Raw genomic sequence first — 26,607 nt, 5'->3', positions numbered from 1 at the left:
ATGTGCGGTGAGTGATTGACCAGAACCTAACTACGGTCGGCCTCCCCGGACATGACAGAGCGGTATGGCAGATCCCTGCCATGCCCTGTCCCGCCCGGCTGGCAGGGACGTGCCACTTGTCCGTGGTGGACCGGAAGGCCTGCAATAGCTGGACCACCGCCTGGAAAGAGGGACGGTCCATGAGAAACCAATTCCGCGTGGTCGACTTCATCGTCGACTTTCTTCGCCGGCAGGACGTCGGGCATGTATTCGGAGTCGGTGGCGCCAATATCGAAGATCTCTACGATGCGATCCAGCACGCGGAATCCGGCCCGCTTGGGGTGGTCGCCAAACACGAGTTCTCGGCCGCCACCATGGCGGACGGATATCACCGCGCCTCCCAGCGCGTACCGGTGATAGCCGCCACCTCGGGCGCCGGGGCCATGAACCTGGTCCCCGGGATCGCCGAACTCAGGGCCTCCTACGTGCCCGCCCTCGTCCTGATCGGGCAGCCGCCCACCTCACTGGACGGGCACGGTTCCTTCCAGGAGACCAGCGGGCTCGCCGGGTCCATCGACGCGGAGCGGCTGTTCGGCGAGATCGCCGTGCACTGCGTACGCGTCGAGGACCCGCAGTCCATCACCGAGTCGCTGCCGCGAGCCCTCGCGGCGGCGCTCGACCCGGCGGCGCCAGGGCCGGCCGTGCTCCTGCTGCCCAAGGACGTGCAGCAGGCCCTGCTTCCCGCCTGGGACGCTCCTGGGCCACCCGAGATCGCCGTCCGTGAGCTCTCGTCGGCGGCCGAACGCGAGCGGGCCGTGGCCCTGTTGCGATCGGCCGGGGAGCGGCAGGGCGTGGTGGTGGTCGCGGGTGAGGCGGTGGCGAGGGCGGACGCGCGGCCCCAGCTCGCCCGGCTCGTCGAGGCGCTGGGGGCACGGGTGGCCGTGGCCCCGGACGCCAAGGACGTCTTCGACGACCGCGATCCGCGTCACCTGGGAATCGCCGGGGTCATCGGCACCGCGGACGTGCAGGAAGCCCTGGAGCAGGCGTCCGCCGTGGTGCTCGCCGGCACCCGGCTGCCGCAGATGGCGGGCGCCGGACTGCACGACCACCTCAAGGGCTCGCCGGTGGTCTGCCTCGACCCTCGGCCGCCGTTCCTGGAACCGCACGAGGACCTGGTGCGCCTCACCGGGCCGCTGGGCGAGGAAATGGCCGTACTGGCGCAGGAGTTGACGGGCGGGGGCGCGGGAGCTCCGGCGTCGGTGACCCCCGGGCAGGACGTCCGGCCCCCCGCGGCCGGGATCGCGCCACCGCCTCCCGGTGGTCTCGCGCACTCGGGCCCGCTGGACATGCGTACCGCCGCGAGCGTCGTCGGCGCCGTGCTGCCCGAAGGGGCCACCGTGGTGAGCGACGCGGGCAACACCGGCGCCACCGTGATCCACCACGTCGGGGTGCCCGTCGGCGGCCGGTTCATCGTCGCCATGGGCATGGGCGGCATGGGCCACAGCTTCGGGGCCGGCATCGGCGCCGCGTTCGCCACCGGCAGGCGCACCTGTGTGTTCGCCGGTGACGGGGCGTTCTTCATGCACGGCATGGAGGTGCACACGGCGGTCGAGCACCGGCTTCCGGTCACCTTCGTGATCTTCAACAACAACTCGCACGGCATGTGCCACACCCGCGAGCAGCTCTTCTTCTCCGGCGACTACACCTACAACCTCTTCCGCCCGGCCCGGATCGGCGAAGGCGCCGCCGCGATGTTCCCCGGCCTGGACGCGGTGACCGCCACCACCGCGGACGAGCTGCGCGCCGCGCTCGCCCGCGCCGAGACCACCGGCTCGCCCGCACTGATCTGCGTCGAGACCGACCCCACCGAGATGCCTCCCTTCCGTCCCTTCCAGCAGCACGCCATGGCCGTCGGAAAGAGCCGGCCCATCAACCAAGGAGTCGTACCAGGATGACCACCGCCCTCACGAACACGGACACCACCAGCGCCACCGCCGACTACGTCGCGCCGGAGCCGATCCCCGCCGACCTCAAGGACGTCCCCGGTCTGCTCCGCTGGGAGACCACGCCGCGCGAGGAAGCCCTGGCGCAGGCCGCGCAGATGACCAAGGAGTCGTTCACGTACGACGAGGTGTACGGGAAGTTCGTCACCGTCCACCAGTACATCGACGCGCCGCCGCAGGACGTCTACGACTACCTCACCAACGAGCGCAACCTGAACGAGTACACCTACAGCACCCGCGACTTCGCGCCCACCGACACCCCCGGCCTCTACCAGGGCCGCGACACCCTCCTCGACGACGAGACCAAGATCTTCCTGCGGATCGACGGCGACCCGCGCGCCCTCACCGTCGACATGAAGTGCGCCTGGGACCAGGGCGAGGAGCTGTGGATGGTCTACATCCACCGGATCATCGACGCGCAGACCGTCCTCAACAAGCCCGGCTCCGTGGTCATCTGGACCAACTGCCGTCACCCGTACTACGACAAGAACCCGCACCCGGAGCTCGCGTCGAGCCCCGAGCGCCCGTGGGTCGGCGACATGTGGAACCTCTTCTACGCCGGTCACCAGATAGAGATCGACAACATGAAGAAGATCCTGGAGCTGCGCAACGGCAGCACCGGCGCATGAGAGCCGTCAGTCTGCTCGAACTCGCCTCCTACCTGCCCGGTGAGCCGGTGGGCACGGAGTACTTCCTCGAACACCAGGAAGGCGCGGCCGACCTGGCCGGGCACACGATGTTCAAGGCGCCGCGCACCCGGCACCAGGTGTCCAGGGACGAGACGCCCGCGGACATGATGGAGAAGGCCGGTCTCGCCCTGCGGGACCGGATCGGGGACGACGCCCTGCGCGCCGTCGACGTGGTGATCACCAACTCACTGCTCCCGGAGGTGCCGTTCACGGGGCCGGGGGCCGAGGTCGCCCACCGGCTCGGCGTCAAGGCCGACTGGGTGCTCGACGCCCACAACGGCGGCTGTGCGTCCTTCGTCCATCTGCTGCGCCTGGCCCGTGCGTTGATCGGCTCCGGGCAGGCCAGGTCCGCGCTGCTCTTCAACGTGCAGAACAGCGCGGGCCCGGTGATGACGCAGCCCGACGTACGCAGGCTGCCCGAGGCCGTCATCCCCGGTGACGGCTGCGGCGCCGCCTATGTGGCGGCGTCCGACGAGTCGCCGATCCTCGGCATCGAGGTCGCCAACCACGGCGAGTACACCCGGGACTGTGGCCTCGCGCTGCACGACGGGCGCAAGTACTGGGAGGCGGGAGCCAGTCAGATGCACGTCGGGTTCACGCCCGACAAGGTCGCCGACATCGTCGAGCGCGGCAACCGCCTGGTGCCCGAGGTGGTGAACCGGGTCTGCGAGTCGCTCGACCTCAAGACCGACGACCTGGATCTGCTGATCACCAACCAGCCCAACCGGATGTTCCTGAAGCAGTGGCAGGAGCGGCTCTCCATCGGCCCCGACCGCCATCTGGACACCTTCGACCGGTTCGGGAACCTCTTCGGCGCGGCCGTCCCCATCACTCTCGACCACGGAATCCGCGAGGGCCGGGTCGAGGACGGCAGCCTGCTGATGCTGGCGGGCTTCGCCCATGCCGGGGACTTCGCGGGAGCCGCTGCCGTGCACTGGCGGGCGGGAGGTGCGCGGGGTTGACCCACGGGCCCGGGGGCGGTTCGCGCCGCCCCCGGTCCGCCCGCAGCTCACGGCCACTCGCCCGACTCACCGCGACTCACCGCGACGCGGCCCGACTCGCCCCGGCTCACCTCGACTCACCCTGACTCACCCTGACTCACAAGGAGAGTCCATGACCCGCCCCAAAGCCGTCGTCATCGGTGCCGGCATCGGTGGTCTGACCACCGCTCTCGCCCTGTACCGACGCGGCTGGGACACCACCGTCCTGGAACGTGCCCCCACCCTGGCCCCGATCGGGGCCGCCCTGACCCTGGCCCCCAACGCACAGCGCGCGCTCGCCGCCCTCGACCTCGGCGACGAGGTCACCGCCCTTGCGGCGTGGCAGGGCGACGGCCTGATGTGTGATCCGCGGGGCCGCCCGCTGACCCGCACGCACAGCTCGGCCGTCACGGCCCGGTTCGGCGGCCCGCTGGTGGTGCTGCGCCGCAGCGACCTGGTCGACCTGATCGTCGACCGGCTGCCCGACGGCGTCCTGCACACCGGCGAGGCGGCCTACCTCACGGACGCGGGATCGGCCGACCGCATGGCGCACGTCAGCACCCCTCAGGGGATGTACGAGGCGGATCTCGTCGTCGCCGCCGACGGCGTGCACTCCAAGACGCGCGCCATCCTCTTCCCCGGCCACCCCGGCCCCGCCTACGGCGGCTGGACCGTCTGGCGCATCCTCGCGCCGACGCCGGGACCCGCCTTCGTGCCGCACGAGTCGTGGGGTGCCGGTCTGGTCTGGGGCAGCCTGATCCGGGACCCGGACAGTGTGTTCATCTACGCCTGCGCCGCGACCCAGGAGGGCGGCCGCTCCCCCGACGGCGAGAAGGCCGAACTGCTCAGGCTTTTCGGCGACTGGCACGACCCCGTGCCGGCCCTGCTCGGCTCGGTCGACGACCAGGACATCCTGCGCCACGACGTCCACCACATGGCCGTGCCGCTCGACTCGTTCCACCGGGGGCGCAGCACACTCCTCGGAGACGCGGCCCACGCCATGGTGCCGACCCTGGGGCAGGGCGCCAACATGGCGATCGAGGACGGCGTGGTCCTCGCCCATCACGCCGTGCCGGGCAGAGATCCGCTGTCCGCGCTCGCCGCGTACGACCACGACCGCAGGCCGCGTACGACCGCGATGGTGCGGCGCGCGGAACGCATCCTGAAGCTGACGTCGCTGCGCTCCCGGGCGGCCGTCGCCACGCGCGACGCGGTGTTCAGGGCCGCTTCGAAGGCCGTCCCCGGCCTGCTCCTGCGCGGCTTCGACGGAATCGCCGACTGGCATCCGCCGACCGTGAAGATCCCGGTGGCCGAGCGCCACCCCCTATGACCCGGACGGCCCACCGGCCGTCCGCCTGCACCACCCGTCCACCCACCCATTCACAGATTCGAACTCAACCGCGACAGAAGGATTCTGACTGTGCGTCACTTCATCAAGGCCAGCACCGTTGCCACCGCCGCCCTGTTCGCCGGGGGCATCGCCCTCGCCGCCCCCTCCGCCGCGGCCCCCGCCGCCTCCCAGACCGTGACGGCGTCGTACGACTGCGGCAGCTACGGCGTCTCCGACCTGACGATCGAGGCCTCGGCCGCGGACGGCGTCGGCTCCGTCAAGATCTCCACCAGCAGCGGTCTGGCCCCGGTCGACATCCCGGCGAACTCGATCACCGCCACGCTGCGTCTGGAGCGCGCCGACGGCGGCACGGTGGACTTCACCGGCACCGCCAACGACGCGGCCGCCGCCGGGCAGCCGGTGACCATCGGCGCGCTGACCGGTGCGGTGTCCGCGGGCGACAGCCTCGACTCGTACATCCCGGCCGCGGGATCCGGCGACGCCTCGCTGAGCCTCAACATCCTCGGCACCGGCAACACGTGCAAGGCCGTCTCGAAGCAGACGCCGGGCCCGATCGTCTTCTGACCGATTCGCAGCCCGTCGTCCCCTGGGCAGGCCGGTGACCGGGGGTCTGCCGACCGGCCACCGGCCGATCCTGTCGGCCGGTGCTCACGTCAGAAGGACGCGGTGGGTGGCTGGTCGGGGCTCCGGACTGCCACGGCCGTCGGCTTCCGACCCGTCATCGGCCGGATCACCGCTCGACCAGCCACCCGCCGGATCGTCACGTGATCCGACCGGCCCACCACCCGGTCGCCGAGCACCGCACTCCCGGAGGCCTGACTGTGCGCACAGTCAGGCCTTCGCGGCTGTCCGCCCGCCGTCGGCCCCGTGCACCACGACCGGGGCCGTGACATCCGCGGGGCGGGCCAGCGCGGCCACGCAGCTCTCCCCCACGCTCACCTCACGCACCGCCCAGCGTTCCGCGCCCTCCCTGCCCGCCCGCTCCACGACCGCCGACTCCTCCCACGGCCGCACCGCCACCCCGGCGAGGTCCGTCCCGAGGCCGACCCCCCAGGCCTTGACCACCGCCTCCTTCCGCACCCAGCAGCGCATCAGGGCGTCGTCCCGCTCCGTGCCCTCCCCGGCGGTCGCGACATGGGCCCGTTCCTCCGGCGTGAGGGCCCGGCGGACCACCGCCTCGGCATCGAAAGCGCTCCGGCGCTCCAAGTCGACGCCGACGGGCGCCCCGTACGACAAGGCGAGCATCCACCACTCCCCGGAGCGCGACACACTCGTCCGCCACTCGGAGCGCGGCAGGCGGAGGTACGGCGGGCCGTGGTCCCGGCTCCCGCAGCCCGGGCAGCGCGCGACGCCCCAGTGCACCGCGGTCGGCCCTACGCCGTGCCATCGCGCGACCGTGCGCCGGATCTCGGCTCGGGCACCCGCGTACCGGGCCCGCGTCACCTCGTCCTTGAACCCGTCGAACCGGCGCCGCTCCCGGTCGTCCAGGAGCGCCACGTCCTGGTCGGCCACCGTGTCGGGCACCTGCCCGGCCCAGACGTGGACGCCCGCGCGCCCGGCCCCGCTCATCACCCGGCCCGCTGCATGGCGCGTACGACGTGCACCCGGGAGCCGCACTCCAGCTTCTGCATCACCACGCGCAGATGGTTGGTCACGGTCCACTCCGAGATGCCGAGCTGCCTGCCGATCTGCCGGTTGGTCATTCCCTCGGTGACGAGCAGCGCGACCTCGTGCTGCCGTGGCGTGAGTCCGTGCGGGGCGGCGGGCTCGGCCTGCGAGGGCGGTTCCTCCTTGGGCGCGGGCGCGAACAGGCCCGCGATCAGGGCGCTGTGCGGCGAGACCTGGCGGGCCTCCAGCCGGAGCCTGCGCAGTGCGGCCGGATCGAAGCCCTGGTGCAGCCGGTCGGCCACGGCCCGCAGCGCGATGCCCTCCTCGGAGACCAGCCCATGCTGCCGGCGCAGGGCCTCGGCGTGGGCCAGGACCTGGGAGAGCGCCTCCCTGTGCTCCTCGTTCCCCGGCCCCGCGGAGACGATCGCCATCGTCTCCAGGGCCTCGGCCGCCTCCGCGGGGCCGCTCGTGCCCATCAGGAGGCGGATCGACTCGCGCACGTTCACGTACGCCTCCGGGGAGCGGCCGAGCAGTCGGCGTACCCGGGCGAGCGCGTTGAGCAGGGCGGCGCGGACCACGACCGGGGACCACGGGTCGTGCCAGAATTCAGCGGCCCTGGGTTGCGACTCCAGCGGCGTGCAGGGCAGTTCGGCCAGCGCTCGCAGCGCCGGGCGTTCCGCGTCCGGGTCACCGTGTCCGGCGCGCAGCAGCGACTGCGAGCGCCGGGCCAGGGCCGCGCCATACACGTCCCCCGCGTCGTCGAGTTCCCCGAGCGCGGATTCGAGCAGCGCGCCCGCGCCCGCCGTCTCGCCCCTGCGGCGCAGCAACTCCCCGGTGTGCGCCGCCACCCGCGCCCGCACGACCGGGAGTTCGGCGGCGGCGACGGCCGCCCGGTCGAGCGCCGCCTCGGCACGCTGTCGCTCGTCCCGGCCGAGGGCCCAGCGGGCCACGGCCATCAGTGCTTCGGCGGCCAGGGCGCCGTCGGAACACGCGGCGGCGGAGTCCTCCATGGTGCCCACCGCGTCGAGGTCGAGCCCGTGGCCGAGCAGCGGGCCCTCCAGCGCGGTCAGCACGCGCAGCACTCCCGCGTGGTCCCCGCGCGAGCGCAGATGGCCCGTGGCCTTGCGCAGGTCGGGCAGCCGGGTCTCGACGGCCATGAGGAGCTGTCCCATGTCGCGCCCCGAACGCAGCCCGTCCGCGAGCACGGCGGCGAAGGCCGTGCAGTGCGCCGCGTGCTGGTCCAGGGCGCCGGCCAGCGCGTCAGGATCGTCGGCCAGGGCCTGGCGGTAGTGGGCGCGCGCCATGCGCGGCAGCCGGAACTCCGGCTCGCCGTCCGGGCCGCGACCGCTGAGCAGCAGGCTCTGATGGACCAGGGACTCGATCCCGGCCACCGCATCCGCCTGGCCGGCTCCCATCTGCCCCGCATCCGCCCGGCCCGTGCCCGCCTGGCCCGTGCCCGCCTGGCCCGCATCCGCCCGGCCCGTGCCCGCGCCCGCACCCGCGCCCGCACCCGCACCCGCACCCGCACCCGCACCCGCACCCGCACCCGCACCCGCCGCCCGGCGTACCTCCGCCAGGCCGAGTGGCCCCTCGTGCACGGAGAGCCTGGCGAGGAGTGCACGGTCGGCGGGGCTCAGGCCCTGCGCGGCCCAGCCAAGGGCGCTGCCGATGCCGTCGTGCCGGGCCGACGCGTCCCGCAGCCTGCGCCGGCCGATGGGCTCGCCCCTGCTCAACCTGTCGAGGACGGCCCGGGGGCCCTCGGTGCCGACGGCCTCCGCCGCCAGTTCGATGGCCAGCGGGATGCCGTCGAGTTCCCGGCACAGCTCCGTCACCGCCGACTGCGCCTGGGCACCGTCGAGTCCGGCGCGGTACCGGGGGCTCACGTGATCGGTGAAGAGCTCCTCGGCCGGTGAGCCCACGCCGGTCGGCAGCGGCTCCGTCACCAGGACGCGTTCGGCCCGGATGTCGAGGGAAACCCGGCTCGTGACCAGGATCTTCAGCCGCGGACAGGCCCTGAGCAGGGCGGAGATGTCCAGTGCCACGCGCGCGGCCACCGGGTCACAGTTGTCGAGGACCAGCAGCGTCTGGCGCGTACCGATACGAGCCGCCGCCGCCCTGGCCGTATCGACGCCGACGCTCGACCAGACCGCTCCGGCCCCGGCCGACTCGGCGAGGTCCGTCCAGAGCAGGGGCGCGCCACCGGCCCGTGTCCGTGCGATCAGCGCCGCGTGGGCCAGATGGCTCTTGCCCACTCCGGCGGGCCCGGTCAGCGTGACCAGGCGTTCGTGAGGCCTGGCCAACAACCGCTCCAGCAGGGCTAGTTCACTTTCCCTGCCGCGGATTCTGCCGAAACCGTGGTCCATCAGGCGCTCGGTCTCGGCTTCCGCCGCCACACCGCCGCCCCCCGGCGCGGCCGGGATCACGACCCCGTACTCCCGCTCTGGTGCAAACATTCCGCTCTCCCTTGTGTGGTTCCCCGCAACCCCAGCCGGTGAGTTGTCCTTGTCTCAGGCCCTGTTCACCACCTCCTCCCGGCCGCTCTGCCCCGAGCTGCTTCCCGCGTCGCCGGGTCCGGGCCGCGCCGAGGTGTCCTCCGAGGTCTCCATGCGGTCGAGCCGCAGCGCGGAGTGCAGTCGGCGCAGTGGCTTCGGCGCCCACCAGTTGGCGCCGCCGAGCAGCGTCATCAGGGCGGGCACGAGGAGCGCGCGGACGACCGTGGCGTCGAGGATGACCGCGAACGCGGTGCCGAGCCCCAGCTCCTTGACGAAGACCAGACGCGAGAGGGCGAGAGCACCCACCGCCACGCAGAACAGCAGCGCCGCCGACGTCACGATGCGTCCGGTGCGGGCCAGGCCCTCGGCCACCGCCGCGCGGTCGTCGAGGCCGGCCGCCCTCGCCTCCTTGATCCGGCCGAGCAGGAAGACGTTGTAGTCCGTGGAGAGTCCGAAGGCGAGCGCGAAGACAAGGACCGGAGTGGTGGACTCGATGCCGCTCTGCGCCTCGAAGCCGAGGTTCCCGTCCTGGAAGACCCAGACGAGGAAGCCGAGCGCGGCCCCGGTCGACAGGGTGTTCATCAACAGCGCCTTGAACGGCAGGACCACTGAGCCGGTGAAGGCGAAGAGCAGCAGCAGGGTGACCAGGGCGAGTACGCCGATGGCCGGCGGCAGCCGGTCTCGGATGCCGTCCTTCTGCGAGAGGAAGTCGGCGGTCTGCCCGGTGAACCGTACGGTCGTGGGCGCGTCGAGCGACCTGACATGCCCGGCGGCGTCCTTGGCGACCGTGCCGAGCGGCTCCCCCCGCAGGACGGCGTCGATCTCCCAATGCGTGGCGTCCAGACGTACCGGCTTCGCGACCGCCTCGACGCCCGGCACCCGCGCGATCTTCCGGGCGTACGCGTCAAGCTCGCCTCCGTCGGTGGTGTCGGCGACGACGCGCAGCGGTGAGGTGGCGGGCGCGGCGAAGTCGTCCTGCATGGCGGCCGAGACCTTCCCGGCGCTGATGCTGGTGGGCAGCGCCGACGCGTCGGCGCCGGTGAAGCGGATGCCGAGCATCGGGGACGCGAGCGCGAGCAGCAGCGCGGTGGCACCGACCGCGACGACGACGGGCCTGCGCATCACCAGCTGCGCGATCCGCCGCCAGCGCCTGACGGCAGGGTCGCCCTGGCCCTCGGTGCCTTCGGCCCGCACGGCGCGTTGCCAGCGCCGCGGTGCCCAGGAGTTGACGCGGTCGCCGAGCAGCGCGAGCACGGCCGGCAGGGCGATCAGCGCGAAGAGCACGGCCGCGAGCGACGTGATGACGCCCGCCATACCCATCGACTGGAGATACGGCTGGGGGAAGACGAGCAGCGCGGCGAGCGCGGCGGCCACGGTGAGACCGCTGAACAGCACGGTGCGTCCCGCGGTCTCCATGGTGCGGCGCAGCGCGAGCGCCCCGGCTCCGTGCCGCGCGAGCTCGTCGCGGTAACGCGAGACGATCAGCAGCCCGAAGTCGACGGCGAGTCCCAGCGCAAGCGCGAAGGCCAGGTTGAGCGCACCGGTGGAGACGTTGTCGAAGAGGGTGACGAGGCGCAGCCCGGCCATCGTGAGCAGCAGCGTGAAGATCGCGCCGACGACCGGGAGCAGCGCCGCGACCAGCCCCCGGAAGACCAGAAAGAGCAGCACGAGGACGACCGGCAGGGCGATGCCCTCGGCCGTCGAGAGGTCCTTGGTGGTGACCTCGCCGACCTGGACCATGCCGATGGTCGGCCCGCCGAGGTGGGCGTGGCCGCGCAGCGCGGGGTCGGCGTCGATCGCCTTCTGCAACGCCTTCTCGGCGTCCTTGGTCTCCTTGTCCTTCATCGGCCTGACGGCGCCGATGAGGACGGTGGAGCGCGAGTCCTCGGAGATCAGGGCCGGGTCGCCGGCCGACTTGTAGTCGACGACCCGCTTCACCTCGGGCCGCTCCTTCAGGAGGGCGATGCCCGCCGTCACCGCCTTCGGCTGCGGCCCGCCGGGCTCGATGGCCTCATCCGTACGGATCAGAAGCGCGTACCCCTGCTGGGTGTCGATGCCGGTGGCTTCCTGGATGACCTTGCGGGCCACGGTGTGCGACCCGGTGGGGTCGTCGTAGTCGGCGAGGCCGTTGGTCACTTTGCTCTGCAGGGTGCCGCCGAAGAGGGCGGAGAGCACGGCAAGGCCGATGACCAGGTACAGGGTCAGCCTCCGCTTCGCGTGGAGGGCGGAGCCCAGGGCAGAGAACATGCGGGATCACCTTCGAGGTTCGGTGGTACGGGGGCGGAGGCCGGCGCCGGGGGCGGGTACCGGCCTCCGCCGGTCGGACGCGCCGCCGCTGGGGCGGCGCGGGTCAGGCGGCCACGGGCTCTGTGGTGCGGACGAAGCTCAGCGCGTTGTAGATGGTCCGCCGCGGGTCGGTGATGGCCCTGCGGCCGTGCATCACCCGGGTGTTGTCGATGACGGCGACGTCCCCGTCGGCCCAGTCGAGGTTCTCGGTGAGGGCGCCGGTGGTCTCGGTGACGGCGGCGAGCAGCTCGTCGGAGAGCTCGCTGCCGTCCGCGAAGGTGATGCGCGGCTTCTCGTAGTTGAAGGACGGGCCGAGGATGCTGTTGGCGAAGGAGATCCGCTCGCCGAACAGGGTCGGGCCCGCCGCCGGTGTGCGGAACGAGTAGCGCACCCCGCCGTCCCCCTCGGGCGTCACCTCGGTGCCGGGCATCGACGCGGCGAGGGCGACGAGCTCGTCGACGGCGATCTCCTCGGCGGGCCTGCCGGTGAGGTGGTGGGCCATGGCGCGCCACTGGGGCTCGGCGACGTGCCTGCTGTAGACGATGTCCTGGCCGAGGAAGGCCGTGCGTACGGAGTCGGCGAGCTCCTCCCACACCCGGTATCCGTCGCAGACGGTGGTCTGGGAGCCGGACTCGGCCGCCTTCTCGCAGAAGAACCAGGCCAGGTGGGAGCGGAAGGGGCTGTTGCCGTTCTCGGTGTGCAGGCCGACCTCGGCCAGGCCCGCGTCGACCTTCTGCGCGACCTCCGAGTAGAAGTCGCGTGCCGGGTCGAGGGTGGTGGAGGTGGAGGTGCGCTGCACCAGGTCGGTGAAGGAGGCCATGTCCGCGGCGAAGCCGCGCAGGAGGAGGAAGCCCGCCTCGGCGAGCAGGCCGAGCAGTTCCTCGGGGTCGACGCCGGAGAGGGCGCCCGGCTCGGCGGGCGTCACGAGCAGCCCGCCGCCGGCGCCGTACGCAGTGGTGTTCAGGGCCGTGCTCATGCGGTGATCTCCTCGGGTGCGGTGCGAGTCAGCAGGTCACGGACGGCGTCCCTGCGCGGGCGCCCGGTCACGGTGAAGAAGGTGGCGTACTGCGGGTCGTCCTCGGCCAGCAGGCGTACGGAGGTGGCCCGTTCGATGGCGGAGAGGCTCCCGGCGCCGAACTGCTCGATCTGGCGGCGGGCTTCCACACGGTCCGTGCCGGCGTCGATCACGAACAGGCCGAGCACCTCGTCCAGGCCGTCCGCGACGATGGCCGCCTCGCGCACGAAGCCCAGTTCGCGGTAGCGGGCCTCGACCCACTCAGGGGACAGGTTGCGTCCCGCGGCCGTGATGACCAGGCTCTTCTTGCGGCCGGTGATCCGGATGTAGCCGTCGTCGTCGATGGTGGCCAGGTCACCGGTGTGCAGCCACCCCTGGTCGTCGACGACCACGCTTGAGGGGTCCTCCTGGGTGTATCCGGCAAACAACGACGTGCTCCGTATGAGCAGTTCGCCGTCCTGCGCGAGCCGCGCCCGTACGTGGTCGAGCGGCCTGCCCACCGTGCCGAACCGGAACTGTCCGGGGAAGTTCCAGGCCACGACCGAGGTGTTCTCGCTCAGGCCGTACCCCTCGTACAAGGGAATCCCGAACGCTTCGAGGCGCTCGAGTACGTCGAGGGAGACGGGCGCGCCGCCACAGGCGATGAAGACGGGGCCGGTGTGGCCGAAGAGCCGGTGCCTGCGCTGGGCCAGGTCTTCCGTGGGGTTCTGTTCGCACAGCGCGAGCAGCAGGCCCGCGACGGTCGGCGGTACGACCATGGCGGTGGGCTGCGCCTGGCGGAGCAGCGACAGCATCCGCGGGCCCGCGTCGGCCACGGTGCCGATCAGGGCGGTGCCGGGCGGAAGGAAGGTGACGCTGCCACCGTTCAGGAAGGGCATGTAGAGCCCGGCGACCTGTTCGATGAGCAGGCTGAGCGGCACCACGGAGAGATAGCGGGCGAAGACCGCGTCGTCCACCCGGCCGCCGAGTGAGGCGAGCAGTGCCTCCATTCCGTGCAGCCTGACCCGTACGCCCTTGGGCGCGGAGGTCGTGCCCGAGGTGTGCACCACCTTGACGACGGTGTCGCCGGCCGCTTCCGCCGCGGCGATCTCGGCGTCGATCGACGGGAGTCGGGCGTCGGCAGCGGCCTCGATGAGCCCCGGCAGGTCGATCCCGACGATCTCACAGCCCGCGGGGAGGACCTGGACCCCCTGGGCGGTGGCGCGCTCCAGCCACCGCTCGCCCCGCGGGTCGACCAGGCAGAGGTCGGCGTCCGCGAGCAGCGAGGACGCCTGTTCGGCGGTGAAGGCCATGGGGACCGGGATCTCCACGGCCCGCGCGAACAGGGCGGCGAGGTCGGCGACCACCCACTGCGCGGAGTTGTCGGCGAGCAGCCCCACCCGTACGGGACGGCCGAGCGCTTCTTGGCGCCGGCGCAGGTCGTTGGCGAACACCCGGGCGGCGCCGATGAGTTCGCGGTAGGTGTGGCGGACTCCCGGCCCGCCGGTGGAGGAGAGGACCTCGACCATGGCCGCGTCGCTCTCGGCGCGCCGCAGGAGCCCGGCCGTCAGGGACGTGGTGTGCGACATGACGTCAGGCAGCACGGGTCAGCTCCGTTCGGTTCTGGGAGAGCAGGCGGATGTCGACGGAGTCGAGTGCGTAGCGTTCGACGCCCGTGACCAGTTGCTGGGAGTGATCGGCCAGACGTCCCCAGCGCACCGCGGGCCGCTGGTCGTAGAAGGTTCCCCAGCGGGCCAGTTCCTCGGCGCCGAGGCGGGTGCCGTCGGCGTCGCACAGCCGGTGCGTGATGAGGCCGAGGCGCTTCGCCAGCGCCGCGGACCGGTTGGTCATCGTCATGGCGGCGTACGACCGGCCCAGGCAGGCCTGGATCAGCGGCAGCGCGCGGTAGATCTCCGCCCCCGCCAGGTTCGCGACCGAGGCGACGCTGCCGAGCTGCACGATCTGATGCCGTCGTACGTCCTGGCCGGCCGCCTCGCACAGCGCGTCCTCGATCGAACCGTCCAGGTACCGCTCCAGGAAGACCGGCCCGTTCTCCGGGAAGGAGATCCCGATGCAGGCCTCCACCTCGTCGGGGCCGCCGTCCTTCCGTCCTACGTACGCGATGAACTGATCCGGATCCGGGGAGACCCGCGCCCCGAAACTCGTCCCGAACACCCTGCTGACCAGCGATGCGGATTCCAGCCAGACCGGCGTCCCCCGCCGGGCGATCACTATCTTCACGTTCCGTGTTCCTTTCGAGAATGGGATTACTCGGCCGGTACGGCACCGAACTCGCGCAGCACCGCCGCGAGTTCTTCCAGCAAGGCGCTCTCCTTGGAGCGGACGAAGAAGTGTCCGCCCGGCATCGTGCGCAGCTCGGCCCCCCGGCTTCCGTGCTCCGACCAAGCGGCCATTTTGTGGACCGGCACCAGCCGGTCCCGCTCCCCGACGAACAGGCGCAGAGGCACCCGCAGCGGTTCGATCTCGTCCTCTTCCACCACCCCCGAGCAGAGCCTGAGATCGTCCCGGACCAGCGGCATGAAGCGCTGACGGAATCTGCGCCGCGCGGCCAGCTCCGGTGGGATTCCGCCCAGTTCGGCCAGGCGGGCCGCGAGTTCCTCGTCGTCCGCCGCCGGGTCCAGGATCCGGTTGGGCGGTATGTGGGGCGCGCGGTGGGAGCTGAGGACGAGCGCCCGCGGCAGTACGGCACCCCGGCGCTGTCTGCGCAGGGTCAGCGCGTGGGCGATGAACGCGCCCATGCTGTGCCCATAGAGCAGGTGGGGCCGCGAGAGAGCGTCGTCCAGCTGCTCGTCCATCTCCTCCACCAGAGCGTCGAGGTCGGTGAACCTCGGCTCGTGGGCGCGTTCCTCACGGCCCGGCGGCTGCACCGGCAGCACCTGGACGCCGGCGCCGAGCACGTCGAGCTCCCGCTGCCACCGCGCATAGGCGGACGCGCCGCCGCCCGCACACGGCAGGCAGAACAGGTTCGGCCCGGCGGCGGCGGTGTGTGCCGACTGCGGCAGGTACGGCGTCTCGGTGGCCCTCATGGACACCGAAGATTCCATTCGGGCCGGGGCCGGAAACAGTGGGTGCGTACCGGCGTCCGGGGTGGGTTTCTCTGCCCCGGGATGTGACCACGTCACACCCGTGAAGAAATCACAACTCCGGAATCAAATCCTCCAGAAGAGCCCCTGCCATTCGGTGGAGCGAAGGTGAATGGAGGTTTCCGATTACCGCAGGGGTTCTGCGACGGTCCTCGAGTGAAATTTGAAGGTGACACATGGGAAAGTCTCACCCCCCACTGATGAGCCCTTCACTTTCTGCGGACGCTTTCCCCGTATGAGGATCCTGGCAACGGAGAACGCCTCCCCAGACCGAAAAGGAACGTACTGATGATCGAGATCATTGCCGGCGCGCACACGCTTCCCGCCGCAGCGGACAGCCACACTTCCCCGCGCCCCGCACTCGTCGTCGACCACCTCGACGCCGGCGCCGACGACTCGGTGGCCCTGTTCACCTTCTGCACACTCCTGTCCGGCACCAGCACGGTCACCGAGCTCTCCCACGCATGACGCCCATGGGGGAACAGACCGCGTTCGTCGAGTTCAAGAGCCATCTGCGCTGCGCGGTCGTCCCCGGAGAAGCGGCCTATCTGGTGTCGCACTCCGGGATCACGGCGCTGCGCGGGGCGCAGGCGGAGGCCCTGGCCCCCCTGCTCGACGGGACCCGCACACCGGCCGCCGTCGCCCTTGCCGCCGCCTCTTCCCTCACGACGGAGGAGGTCGGCGACGCACTGCGGGTCCTCACGGACGCCGGGCTGCTCCGCTTCCGGCAGCAGGCCGACGAGTCACCGGCCGACCGGGCCGCCGAGGCGTACTGGGACCTCGCGGGCCTGGACGGCGCCCGCGCCACAGAGGAGGCGGCACGGGCGGCCGTGCGGATCGTGACGGCGCCCGGTCCTTCCGGGGCGTCCGGTGCTTCCGGGTCGCCCGGTCCTTCCGGGTCGTCCGGTCCTTCCGGGTCGTCCGGTCTCGCCGACGAGGTTCGGGTCCGCGAGGCTTGCGCCGCCTCGGGCCTGCGGATCACGGACTCGGCGGAGGATTCCTGCCTCAGCCTCGTCCTGTGCGATGACTATCTCTCCCCCGGCCTGCGTGAGGTGGACGCCGAGCACCGGGCGACGGGACGCCCCTGGCTCCTCGTACGCCTGGGCGGCCCCGAGCCCTGGTTCGGGCCGGTGTTCCGCCCCGACGACGGGCCCTGCTGGTCCTGCCTCGCGACCCGGCTGCGCGGCCACCGCACCACCGAACTGCCCCTGCAGCGCGCCCTGCGCCTGGACCACCCGGTGGCCAGACCCGCGGCCGACCTGCCGACCGGGCGGGCCCTCGCCGTGCAGGCCGCGGTGCTCGAAGCGGTCAAGTGGGCGAGCGGTCTGCGCGGTCCGGAGCAGAGCGCCGTACGCACCCTCGACACCCTCACGCTGCAGACCGCCACCCACCCGGTGTCCCGCCTCCCGCAGTGCGCGTCGTGCGGCGACCCGGCGCTCATGAGCGAGCGCGGCTGGCGGCCCACCGTGCCGCGCAGCCGCCCGAAGTCCGCGGACGGCACGGGCGGCGGGCACCGCGCGCTGGACACCGCGCGGATGCTGGAGCGCTACGGCCACCTGGTCGGCCCGGTCACCGGTGTGGTGAAGGAGATCCGCCGGGCTCCCGGCGCCCCCGACTTCACCCAGGCCTATGTGTCGGGCCAGAACCTCGCCATGGAGGCCGGCACCCTGTCCGGGCTGCGCGCCGGGCTCCGCTCGCTCAGCGGCGGCAAGGGACTGACCGCCGAGGAGGCGAAGGTCAGCGCGCTGGGCGAGGCCGTCGAGCGGTACAGCGGCACGCGGCGCGGTGACGAGGCGGTGGTGCGCGACACCTTCCACGGCCTCGGCGACGTGGCCCTGCACCCCAACTCCTGCCAGCTGTACGACGAGCGGCAGTTCCGCGACCGGTCCCGCTGGAACGCGGCCCGCTCGCCCTTCACCCACGTACCGGAACGCTTCGACGAGAACCGCCCCGTCGACTGGACCCCCCTGTGGTCCCTGGCCACGGGCACGCACCGGCTCCTTCCGACCAGCATGCTGTACTTCCCCGCCGACACGGTCTCCCCGCACGAGCCGATCGCCGACTCGAACGGCAACGCGGCGGGCAGCAGCTTCGAGGACGCCGTGCTCCAGGGCTTCCTGGAACTGGTCGAACGCGACGCGGTGGCCCTGTGGTGGTACAACCGCACGCCTCAGCCGGGCATCGACCTGCACTCCTTCGCCGAGCCGTACATCGACCGACTACGCGACGGTTACCGCAGGTTCAACCGGGAGATCTGGGCACTCGACCTCACGTCCGACCTCGGCATCCCCGTCGTCGTGGCCCTCTCGCGCCGCACCGACAAACCGTCCGAGGACATCATCTTCGGCTTCGGCGCCCACCTCGATCCCCGTGTCGCGCTGCGCCGGGCCCTGACGGAGATGGGCCAGCTCCTGCCCGCCGTCTCGGGGGCGCGCCCCGACGGCTCGGGCTACCGCGTGGACCAGCCGGAAGCCGTCAACTGGTGGCGGCACGAGACGACGGTCACCCAGCCCTATCTGACCCCCGAGCCCGGCACGGCCCCCAGGGCGCCCCACTCCTGGGACTACACCGCGAGGAGCGACCTTCGGGACGACCTCTCGGCGGCCACCGGCCTGCTCGCCTCGCGAGGCATGGACCTGCTCGTGCTCGACCAGACCCGTCCCGACATCGGCCTTCCCGTGGTGAAGGTCGTCGTTCCCGGACTCCGGCACTTCTGGGCGAGATACGCGCCCGGACGCCTCTACGACGTTCCCGTCGCGCTCGGCCGGATCGCGGAACCGACGCCGTACGCCGAACTCAACCCGATCCCACTCTTCGTCTGACACGAGTTCACGCGTCACGGGTGTTCGCGCGTCATGGGTGTTCGCGCGTCATGGGTGTTCTCGCGTCACGAGTGCGGGAGAGGCATTTCCCCGGGTGCCGCACAACGCAAAGTCCGAGCCTCTGCGCGCGTGTTCATGCGAAAGCACGGTTTTCCCGGGAAGGGACTGATGCGCAGCCATCCCACGTAAGGTCTGCTGGACGAGCGTTGTGGCCGAATACCACGGGCCCGGGGTTCGAGAGCGCCCGAGAAGGCGCGCTCTCGTACGCTCTCCTGGCAGAAGAGGAGCACTTCGAGGATGCACAGCGACACCAAGGACACGTCTGACGTGGCTGGTTCCCGATGGAGCCCCCGGCCTGCCCCCCGGCTGGCCCACGTCATCCTGTTGGCGGCGCTCATCTGCTATCTCGGCATCACCGCGATCAACCTGCTGAGCCAGAAACCCTCCACACCCGAGCTCATCACCGGACTCGTCACGCTCTTTGCCGTCTTCGGCCTGCAACTCGTGCATTCCAAGCACGGAGCCGACCGCGCCTCACCCTGGGCGAAGGCCGCCACCCTTGGCGCCCAGGCCCTTCTCACCTATCTGCCCCTGGTCTTCTTCGGCATCCTGTGGGGGGCGATGGCGGGCTTCCTCGGCGGCTCGCTGCTGCTCCTGCTGCCGCCCCGCCTTGCCTGGCCGCTCTACGGCGTGACCGGGCTGAGCCTGCTGGTCCCCGGGATCGTCGCCGGGATGTCGGTGGTCGACCTCGTCTACATGTGCCAGAGCACCCTGCTGACCGGCCTGGTGATCTACGGCCTGTCCCGTCTCTCGTCCCTCGTCGACGAGGTGTACGCCGCACGCGCCGAGATCGCCAGGATGGCGGTCGCCAGTGAACGCCTGCGCCTCGCGCGAGACTTGCACGACCTCCTCGGCTACAGCATTTCCGCGATCGTACTCAAGAGCGAACTCCTCCAGCGGCTGATCCGGGCCCAGCACCCCCGCGCCGACCAGGAGGTGGAGGAAGTCCTCGCCATCTCCCGGCAGGCGCTCGGCGACGTCCGCAGGGTGGCCCGCAGCTACCGCGACATGTCGCTCGTCCCCGAGGTGTCGTCGGCCAAGTCGGTGCTGGACGCCGCGGAGGTCGAGGTCCAGGTGGTCCTGGCCCCCGCCATCGAGGAGATAAGCCCTCAGGCCGGCACGGTGCTCGCCACGGTCCTGCGCGAGGGCGTCACCAATCTGCTGCGCCACAGCAAGGCGTCACGCTGCAACATCACCGCGGTGGTCGACGATGGAACGGCACGGCTGACGATCATCAACGACGGTGTGGTGGACGACTACCACGACGCCTCGCCAGACAGCGGAAACGGCCTCGGCAACCTGAAACAGCGGCTCGACGAGATCGGCGGCAGACTGATCACCGAACGCGAGAAGGAGATACCCCCGGACTGCGGGGGCTGGTTCCGCCTCGTCGCCGAGGTGCCCGCCCAGGCCTTCGGCCGAAACAGCGCGGAACAATCCCAGAAAATCGGGCGAATGAATCCGAATGGCGCGTTCTAGGCGGCTGATAACATGTGGCCGCGAGCAACAACGGGGGTTCGCGATACGGGTAATCATGGGGGGCTATCGATGATCCGTGTAATGCTCGCCGAGGATATGTACATGTTGAGAGGCGCATTGGTCGCCTTGTTGAACCTCGAACATGATCTGGACGTCGTGGCGAGCGTGGAACGCGGCGACGAGATTCTCTCCACGGCCCGCGAGTTCCAGCCGGACGTCGCCATCATCGACATCGATCTTCCCGGCCTCGACGGCCTGAGCGCGGCGGAGCAGCTGCACGAACGACTTCCTCAGTGCCGCACCCTGATCCTCACCAGTCTCGGCCGCCCCGGCACCCTGCGCCGTGCGATGTCCGCCAAGGTCTCCGGATATCTGCTCAAGGACGCCCCGCCGCAAGAACTCGCCCAGGCGGTACGGAAAGTGGCGGCCGGCCAGCGGGTCATCGACTCGGAACTCGCGCTGGCGGCGTGGGGCAGCGCGGACAGTCCGCTCACTTCCCGCGAGACCGAGGTGCTGCGCCTCGCGTCACAGGGTTCGGACGCCAGTGAGATAGCGAAGCGACTGCGCCTGTCGGTGGGGACCGTACGGAACTATCTGACCACCGTGGTGACCAAGCTCAACGCCCGCAACAGGGTGGACGCCATCCGCATCGCCAATGACTCCGGGTGGCTGTGAGCGGCCTCCGGGCGGCTGTGAGCGGCCTCCGGGCTGCTCAGGAACGGAGTTGGGCCGCGACTCCCGCTGCCGCCAGGTAGCAGAGGATGCCTTCCGTCACGTCGCCGGGCAGCGGCAGTACGGCGGTGATGGCTTTCAGCGTCACGGGGCGGGCGAGGGCGAGCGCGAAGACCATCATGGCCTCCTGCCGGTGGATGATCAGGCGGTGCGAGGCCGTGCGGGACTCGAAGGTGGCCGTGAGCGGGTCGAACGCGAAGGACAGCCCGAGGAACAGCCGAATGGGCCGCGTCTGATCCAGGGGCACGACGGCCAGGGACGCCCCGCCCGCATCGGCCGGGGACGCCCCGTCCACGTCGGCCAGCGGCGCGATCGAGAGGAGCGGACCGCTCAGGCCGTCCAGCCCGAGGGTGCGGACCAGCAGATGGGGAAAGCGCCCGAACACCGGCCGCATCATGAAGTAGACCTTCGCGTCCCGGACCCGGCCCGCTTCGCCGTCGTCGACCAGCGCGTTGCCGAGAAGAACGGGGCCCAACTGCATGCGCCGGAGCACCTCGAGGACGGTGGGCTCCGGGCTCGCCATGCGGGCGGTGCCCTGGTCCCAGGTGAGCACCAGGGACCCCGTAAGCGCGTCGGACTCGACCACCACGTCCTCGCGGAGCGACCAGAGATGCCGCAGCCGTCCGCCGGGCAGCTCCAGCAGGTCGATCGTGGCCTCCATGCGCGCTCTCCTCGCAGTGTCTGAGAGTGTCCACTGTGAAGGCGCGTGGAGGCATCCCGACAGTCATGAACTCATGCCGGGCCTGTGATCCCCTCACGGTTCGGGGAGGGGCTGCCCACCAGCCCGACGAGACGCTGTAGCCCCGCCGGTGCCGTGGCCCAGGAGTTGAGGACGGGCGGGAGCGAACTGGGGGCCGGGATATTCCGGTGCGGTGGAGGACCCGGCTGCCTAAACTCCACTCATCAGCCGCCCGAATGACCAGCCAAGCGAGGGAGCAGGGCCATGCGTCACCGCACAGCTGCCGACGCTCCCCGAACGCGGTTCGACGTGATCCTGGTGTCTTCGCGCGTGCGGTGCCGGCTGCGCGGCCGTCACTGAGTCTCCGTGGCGAACACCTGATCCACGACCACCGGTTCACCCTGTGAGCCCGTGGCTTCCGACGCCTGGTTCCCAGAGCAGTCCCGCCCGGAAATCGCGCTGCCCCGCCCGCATGACATCGAAAGGCCCAGGGCCATGCGCACCACCACCAACACCCCCGACACCCCCATCAACGCCACCCCCAACGCACGACGCCAGAGGCCCCCTTCCTCCTCCCTCGTCCGCAATCTCGGCATCCTGGCCCACGTGGACGCGGGCAAGACGACCGTCACCGAACGGATCCTGTTCCTGACCGGCGCCACCCACAAGAGAGGTGAGGTCCATGACGGCACGACCGTCACCGACTTCGACGCGCAGGAACGCGACCGCGGGATCACCATCTTCGCCGCGGCGGTCAGCTGCGCCTGGGACGGACACCGGATCAACCTGATCGACACCCCCGGGCACGTCGACTTCGCCGACGAGGTGGAGCGTTCGCTGCGCGTGCTCGACGGTGCGGTGGCGGTGTTCGACGCCGTCGCGGGCGTAGAACCGCAGAGCGAGTCGGTGTGGCGGCAGGCCGATCGGTACGACGTACCGCGGATCGCGTTCGTCAACAAGCTGGACCGGGCGGGAGCCGACCTCGACACGGCGGTCGCGTCGATAAGGGAGCGCCTGCACACGGTCCCGCTGGTGGTGCAGCTGCCGATCGGGCGGGAGGACGAGTTCACCGGGGTGGTGGACCTGCTGCGTATGCGTGCGCTGCTCTGGCACCCGGGCATCGACACGTACGAGACGACGCGTATCCCCGAGGCCCTTGCCGACCACGCACACGCGCGGAGGCGGGAGTTGGAGGAGGCGGTGGCGGAGCTGCATCCGGCGGCGATGGAGGAGTACTGCACGACGTCGACGCTCACCACCCCCGCCCTGAGGGCCGCACTGCGCGACCTCACGCTCAGCGGTGAGGGAGTGGTGGTGCTGTGCGGCTCGGCCTACCGCAACCGCGGGATCGAGCCGCTGCTCGAAGCGGTCGTGTCGTACTTGCCGTCCCCGACGGACGTTCCGCCGGTACGCGGAACACTGGGCGACACGGAGCAGGAGCGGCCCGCCGATCCGACGGCGCCCTTCGCGGGCCTGGCGTTCAAGGTGAACGCCACCGCGACGGGACGGCTCACGTACGTGCGCGTGTACTCGGGAACGATCACGAAGGGAGAGACGGTGATGGACGCGGGCACGGGCCGCACCGAGCGGATCGGCCGCATCCTGCGTGTGCAGGCCGACCGCCACGCGGAGCTGGACCGGGCGACGGCAGGGGACATCGTGGCCGTGGTGGGTCTGAAGAAGGCGAGCGCCGGCACCACACTCTGCTCCCCCGCGGCGCCTCTGGTCCTGGAACCTCCCGCGGTGGCGGCATCGGTGGTCTCGGTGGCGGTGGAGGCACGCAGGAGCGTGGACACGGGACGTCTCTCGTCGGCCCTCGCCCGCCTGGTCGAGGAGGACCCCTCGCTGGCGGTACGGGTCGATCGCGAGACGGGCCAGACGGTGCTCTCCGGCATGGGTGAGCTGCACCTGGAGGTCGCGGTGGAGAAGATCCGCCGCGCCCACGGCATCGAGGTCAGCGTGGGCCGCCCGCAGGTGGCGTACCGCGAGACGGTCGTGCGCGGCGTGCGGGGCTTGGTGTACCGGCACGTGAAACAGGACGGAGGTGCAGGCCAGTTCGCCCACGTGGTGCTGGACGTCGAACCACTGGAGGTACAGCCGGGCCCGACGCCCACCTTCACCTTCGACGCCACGGTGACCGGGGGCCGGGTTCCGCAGGAGTACATCCGAGCGGTGGAGGCCGGCTGCCGGGACGCACTCACGGAGGGCCCCCTGGGCGGCCACCCGGTGACGGGCCTGCGGGTCACCCTCACCGACGGGGCGACCCACTCCAAGGACTCCTCGGAGATGGCGTTCCGAACGGCGGGCAGATTGGCACTGCGCACGGCACTACGCGCGGCGACGCTTCAACTCCTGGAACCGGTGGTGGAGCTGACGGCAACGGTGCCGGAGGACGCGGTAGGCGGCGTACTGGGCGACCTGGCAGCACGCCGGGCCCACGTCACGAACTCCACCACACGCTCCGGCACGGCCACACTCACGGCAACGGTGCCACTGTCCGAACTCTTCGGCTACGCAACCCGCTTGCGCAGCCGCACCCAGGGCAGAGGCACCTTCACGACTCGGCCGCTGGGGTATGCGGGGGTGCCGGTGGGGGCGTTGGGGCGGTAGGAAGTGGGCTGGGCGGGCTCCGCTCGCGTGAGCAGGGCCCGCTCGTACCTTCGCGACCGCGACCGCGGGGAGCGAAGTGCCGTACGCCGTTGGCTTGACGAGGCTCCCTCGGTACCAATTCCTTGGTCAGGGCTCCCCGTCATGAGCTAGCGTTGGTCAGCACCGCGCCTCCTCCCTGGAGGATGTACGCGACGTGACCTGCGGAGACGTAGGCCCCTTTGGTTCGGTGACGTGGCCCCTTGGAGTGCTCCCGGCGGGAGCCATCCGGCGTCCGTCACGGACAAAACCGAAGGGGACGCCTTTCATGGCTGCCGTCGAGTACACGCGCAAGCGCCGCATTTGGGTCCGTGATGTCCTGGTGGGCATCACGGCGAGTTTCGGCTCGAACCTGGTGTGGATGCTTGCGCAGGCTGTGGTGCACCGCCTCGGTTGATCAGGGGCGGCGGGGCGGGCCTCCAGGGGGCCCGCCCTCACCGCGCCACAGCCCGAGTTAATCTACGGACTGTCATTGCGGCCCGACGGGCTTCCGCTCCGCTTCGGTGGAGTCACGAAGGACATGCCCCCACCCGCACGAGTCATCTCGTGCCTGGGGAACCTTCGTGCTCCTGCAAATGTCCGCAGCCGAGCTCGGCCAACTCATCGTTGCCCGGCCCGGTTCGGCGCACCTTCCGCTCACTGAGCAGCTGATCCACGAGCATTCCCGGATCAAAGGAGGAGCGGCCGGTCAAGGCGATATTGCTTCCTGGGACAACAGCGTTCCGGTGGTGATCACGGCTCTGCTGGAGTGCGGCCTCGATGAAGTCCAGGTACAGGTCGAGGTCGACCTGCCGCACACCAACTCCGCAGTCGACCTGGTGCTGTGCGGTCGGCACCCTGGTACGGGGACAGATTCCTACCTCGCGGTGGAGCTGAAGCAGGTACGGCACGCCACGGTGGACCCTCTGTGCCCCATCGCCGTCGATCTCGGCTTCGGCGACGGGAAGAACAAGCTGCATCCGGTGCGGCAGGTCCAACGCTACTGCGAGTACATGCTGCGATACCTGCCCCATCTCCGCGCGAACGATGACCAGCTGACGGGCGTGGCACTGCTTCACAACGCGCGTGACGCGGATGTGGAGGCGCTGTTCGGACTGCCCGAGACCGACCATGGGTTCCTCTACACACTTGATGATCTGGACCGATTCCGAAGGGCCCTTACTTCACGATTCGCAGCCGCGTCCGGTGAGCGGGCCGCATCCGCACTGGAGCAGGCCCGCCAGGACCCCTTGCTGAAAGTCACCGATGTGGCCCGTCAGCGGTCTGTCGTCGGCGGAGGCCTCACGCTCCTCGACGAGCAGTACGTCGCGTTCGACCGGATCACACGGCACCTGGAGAAGACCGCGCGCTTCACCGGCTTCGACGTCGGATTGTTCTACGACGCTGACGCCGCCCACAGCCCCGCCCCCGACCCGGGCGTCAAGCGCGTCTACATCCTGCGGGGCGGCCCTGGCAGCGGAAAGAGCGCCGTGGCCCTGGAGCTGCAGCGCGCCCTCGGGCTCAAGGGCCGCGAAGCAGTGCTGGCCAGCGGCTCGCACGCGTACACGGAAACTTTGCGCGAGATCATGCTCAGCACGGCCCGTCGAGGGCGGACAGCGGACAAGCGCAGCGCAGCCAACAGGCTGTACAGATACTTCAACAGCTTCAGCGAGACCCCGCCGGACAGCATCGACGTCCTCATCTGCGACGAAGCGCACCGGATGCGACGCAGCTCGACGTACCGCTGGATGCCGAAGGCTCTTCGGGACGACGACCGGCCGCAGGCAACCGAAGTGATAAGGGCCGCCAAGGTGCCGATCTTCCTGCTCGATGATCACCAGTCGATCCGCCCGGACGAGGTGGGCACTGCCACGTATCTCAAAGAACTCGCCGAGGACATGGGCTGTGAAGTCGAAGTGACCGACCTGGAGGGCACGTTCCGAGCGGGCGGCAGCAAGCGCTACCAGCGCTGGGTACAGCAGCTGTTGGGCCTTGACGTCTCCGACCCGGTGGCCTGGCGGCCGGACGGCAGGATGACCCTGACGGTCGCCGACTCCCCCGAGCAGATGGAGCAGTTCATCCAGAAGCGCCACTTCGAAGGGGCGACGGCCCGCATCACGGCGGGCTTCTGTTGGCCGTGGAGCAACCCGGACGGAGAACAGCTCGTCGACGACGTACAGATCGGAGACTGGCGCCGGCCGTGGAACGTGAAGCCGGAGCACAGTGTCTCGAACGCACCGAGGTCGGACCTGTGGTCGACCGATCGTCTTGGTGTCGGCCAGATCGGGTGCGTCTACACGGCACAGACTTTCGAGTACGACTGGAACGGTGTCATCATCGGCCCCGATCTCAGGTTCCGTGACGGGAAGTTTCAGGTGGACCGGAGCGCTTCCTGCGATCCCGCCTTCCGCGGCCCGATCGACGACGCGATCGTCACCCGTTGCGTCCTCAACGCCTACCATGTGCTGCTCACCCGCGGCGTCGCCGGCACCGTCGTCTACGCGGTCGACCCCGCGACCCACAATGAACTGCGCAGGCTCATCCCTGGCGCTATCGGCATGCAGCACTACGACGGGGCCCAGCCGAAGCTCACAGCCGAAGGATCGCAGCTGCCCCCCGCCTACCGCAGACGGCACAGGTAGCCTTGATCCCGTCGTAGCTGCGGCCCGCCGGGCTTCCGCTCCGCCTAGCGGAGTCATCCAGGACATGCCCCCACCCGCACGA

General features: G+C 70.8%; 20 protein-coding genes. 12 read left to right on the top strand and 8 right to left on the bottom strand.

Annotation, left to right across the window (positions count from 1 at the left end; all coding sequences use genetic code 11):
- The first annotated feature begins 179 nt into the window (after window positions 1-179).
- The 5 genes from AB0I94_RS04630 (at window position 180) to AB0I94_RS04610 (ending at window position 5,566) form a co-directional block, all read left to right on the top strand.
- A complete protein-coding gene (locus tag AB0I94_RS04630) occupies window positions 180-1,934 on the top strand; it encodes a thiamine pyrophosphate-binding protein (protein WP_363307938.1) in 1,755 nt (584 codons plus the stop codon).
- On the top strand, window positions 1,931-2,611 hold the full coding sequence (locus AB0I94_RS04625) for an SRPBCC family protein (protein WP_363307937.1): 681 nt from the start codon (window positions 1,931-1,933) through the stop codon (window positions 2,609-2,611). The genes AB0I94_RS04630 and AB0I94_RS04625 overlap by 4 nt, the downstream gene beginning before the upstream one ends.
- Window positions 2,608-3,633 carry a 3-oxoacyl-[acyl-carrier-protein] synthase III C-terminal domain-containing protein gene (locus tag AB0I94_RS04620; RefSeq protein WP_363307936.1) on the top strand — a complete coding sequence of 342 codons (1,026 nt, stop codon included), beginning with the start codon at window positions 2,608-2,610 and terminating at the stop codon, window positions 3,631-3,633. The genes AB0I94_RS04625 and AB0I94_RS04620 overlap by 4 nt, the downstream gene beginning before the upstream one ends.
- A gap of 151 nt (window positions 3,634-3,784) precedes the next feature.
- Window positions 3,785-4,981, top strand: coding sequence for an FAD-dependent oxidoreductase (locus AB0I94_RS04615; RefSeq protein ID WP_363307935.1), 1,197 nt, complete (start codon window positions 3,785-3,787; stop codon window positions 4,979-4,981).
- A gap of 90 nt (window positions 4,982-5,071) precedes the next feature.
- Window positions 5,072-5,566, top strand: a complete 495-nt coding sequence (locus AB0I94_RS04610) for a hypothetical protein (protein WP_363307934.1) — start codon at window positions 5,072-5,074, stop codon at window positions 5,564-5,566.
- Between the two features lie 267 nt (window positions 5,567-5,833).
- Here the strand turns inward: AB0I94_RS04610 and AB0I94_RS04605 are convergent, their stop codons facing one another.
- From AB0I94_RS04605 to AB0I94_RS04575, 7 genes are all read right to left on the bottom strand, one after another.
- Window positions 5,834-6,571, bottom strand: a complete 738-nt coding sequence (locus AB0I94_RS04605; protein ID WP_363307933.1) for a 4'-phosphopantetheinyl transferase superfamily protein — start codon at window positions 6,569-6,571, stop codon at window positions 5,834-5,836.
- On the bottom strand, window positions 6,571-9,063 hold the full coding sequence (locus AB0I94_RS04600; RefSeq protein ID WP_363307932.1) for a LuxR C-terminal-related transcriptional regulator: 2,493 nt from the start codon (window positions 9,061-9,063) through the stop codon (window positions 6,571-6,573). Before AB0I94_RS04600 ends, AB0I94_RS04605 begins: the two co-directional genes overlap by 1 nt.
- 54 nt (window positions 9,064-9,117) lie before the next feature.
- Window positions 9,118-11,349, bottom strand: a complete 2,232-nt coding sequence (locus AB0I94_RS04595; protein ID WP_363307931.1) for an MMPL family transporter — start codon at window positions 11,347-11,349, stop codon at window positions 9,118-9,120.
- 103 nt (window positions 11,350-11,452) lie between these two features.
- Window positions 11,453-12,364 carry a TauD/TfdA family dioxygenase gene (locus tag AB0I94_RS04590; RefSeq protein WP_363307930.1) on the bottom strand — a complete coding sequence of 304 codons (912 nt, stop codon included), beginning with the start codon at window positions 12,362-12,364 and terminating at the stop codon, window positions 11,453-11,455.
- Window positions 12,361-13,986, bottom strand: a complete 1,626-nt coding sequence (locus tag AB0I94_RS04585; RefSeq protein ID WP_363307929.1) for an AMP-binding protein — start codon at window positions 13,984-13,986, stop codon at window positions 12,361-12,363. The genes AB0I94_RS04590 and AB0I94_RS04585 overlap by 4 nt, the downstream gene beginning before the upstream one ends.
- On the bottom strand, window positions 13,976-14,623 hold the full coding sequence (locus AB0I94_RS04580) for a thermostable hemolysin (RefSeq protein ID WP_363307928.1): 648 nt from the start codon (window positions 14,621-14,623) through the stop codon (window positions 13,976-13,978). Before AB0I94_RS04580 ends, AB0I94_RS04585 begins: the two co-directional genes overlap by 11 nt.
- A 26-nt stretch (window positions 14,624-14,649) precedes the next feature.
- Window positions 14,650-15,429 (bottom strand): alpha/beta fold hydrolase, encoded by a 780-nt coding sequence (locus AB0I94_RS04575; protein ID WP_363307927.1) that lies wholly within the window; start codon window positions 15,427-15,429, stop codon window positions 14,650-14,652.
- A 345-nt stretch (window positions 15,430-15,774) separates the two neighbouring features.
- On the opposite strand from AB0I94_RS04575, the gene AB0I94_RS04570 reads away from it, so the two are divergent.
- From AB0I94_RS04570 to AB0I94_RS04555, 4 genes are all read left to right on the top strand, one after another.
- A complete protein-coding gene (locus AB0I94_RS04570; RefSeq protein ID WP_363307926.1) occupies window positions 15,775-15,954 on the top strand; it encodes a hypothetical protein in 180 nt (59 codons plus the stop codon).
- A gap of 5 nt (window positions 15,955-15,959) precedes the next feature.
- Window positions 15,960-18,308, top strand: coding sequence for a TOMM precursor leader peptide-binding protein (locus AB0I94_RS04565; RefSeq protein ID WP_363307925.1), 2,349 nt, complete (start codon window positions 15,960-15,962; stop codon window positions 18,306-18,308).
- Between the two features lie 297 nt (window positions 18,309-18,605).
- Window positions 18,606-19,847, top strand: a complete 1,242-nt coding sequence (locus AB0I94_RS04560; RefSeq protein ID WP_363307924.1) for a histidine kinase — start codon at window positions 18,606-18,608, stop codon at window positions 19,845-19,847.
- Window positions 19,848-19,916: 69 nt separating this feature from the next.
- On the top strand, window positions 19,917-20,522 hold the full coding sequence (locus AB0I94_RS04555) for a response regulator transcription factor (RefSeq protein ID WP_363307923.1): 606 nt from the start codon (window positions 19,917-19,919) through the stop codon (window positions 20,520-20,522).
- A gap of 37 nt (window positions 20,523-20,559) precedes the next feature.
- Here the strand turns inward: AB0I94_RS04555 and AB0I94_RS04550 are convergent, their stop codons facing one another.
- Entirely contained in the window at window positions 20,560-21,240 is a 681-nt protein-coding gene (locus AB0I94_RS04550; RefSeq protein WP_363307922.1) for an NADH oxidase, read from the bottom strand.
- A gap of 513 nt (window positions 21,241-21,753) precedes the next feature.
- On the opposite strand from AB0I94_RS04550, the gene fusA reads away from it, so the two are divergent.
- From fusA to AB0I94_RS04535, 3 genes are all read left to right on the top strand, one after another.
- Window positions 21,754-23,868, top strand: a complete 2,115-nt coding sequence (gene fusA / locus AB0I94_RS04545; protein WP_363307921.1) for an elongation factor G — start codon at window positions 21,754-21,756, stop codon at window positions 23,866-23,868.
- 304 nt (window positions 23,869-24,172) lie between these two features.
- Window positions 24,173-24,301 carry a DUF6408 family protein gene (locus AB0I94_RS04540; RefSeq protein ID WP_363307920.1) on the top strand — a complete coding sequence of 43 codons (129 nt, stop codon included), beginning with the start codon at window positions 24,173-24,175 and terminating at the stop codon, window positions 24,299-24,301.
- Window positions 24,302-24,479: 178 nt separating this feature from the next.
- The gene (locus AB0I94_RS04535) at window positions 24,480-26,525 is read left to right on the top strand and encodes a DUF2075 domain-containing protein (RefSeq protein ID WP_363307919.1); all 2,046 of its coding nucleotides are present in this window, start codon (window positions 24,480-24,482) and stop codon (window positions 26,523-26,525) included.
- Window positions 26,526-26,607 lie beyond the last annotated feature (82 nt).

It is taken from the genome of Streptomyces sp. NPDC050147, assembly GCF_040660195.1.
GTDB lineage: Bacteria > Actinomycetota > Actinomycetes > Streptomycetales > Streptomycetaceae > Streptomyces.
This window is presented reverse-complemented; position numbering and strand designations above follow the sequence as displayed.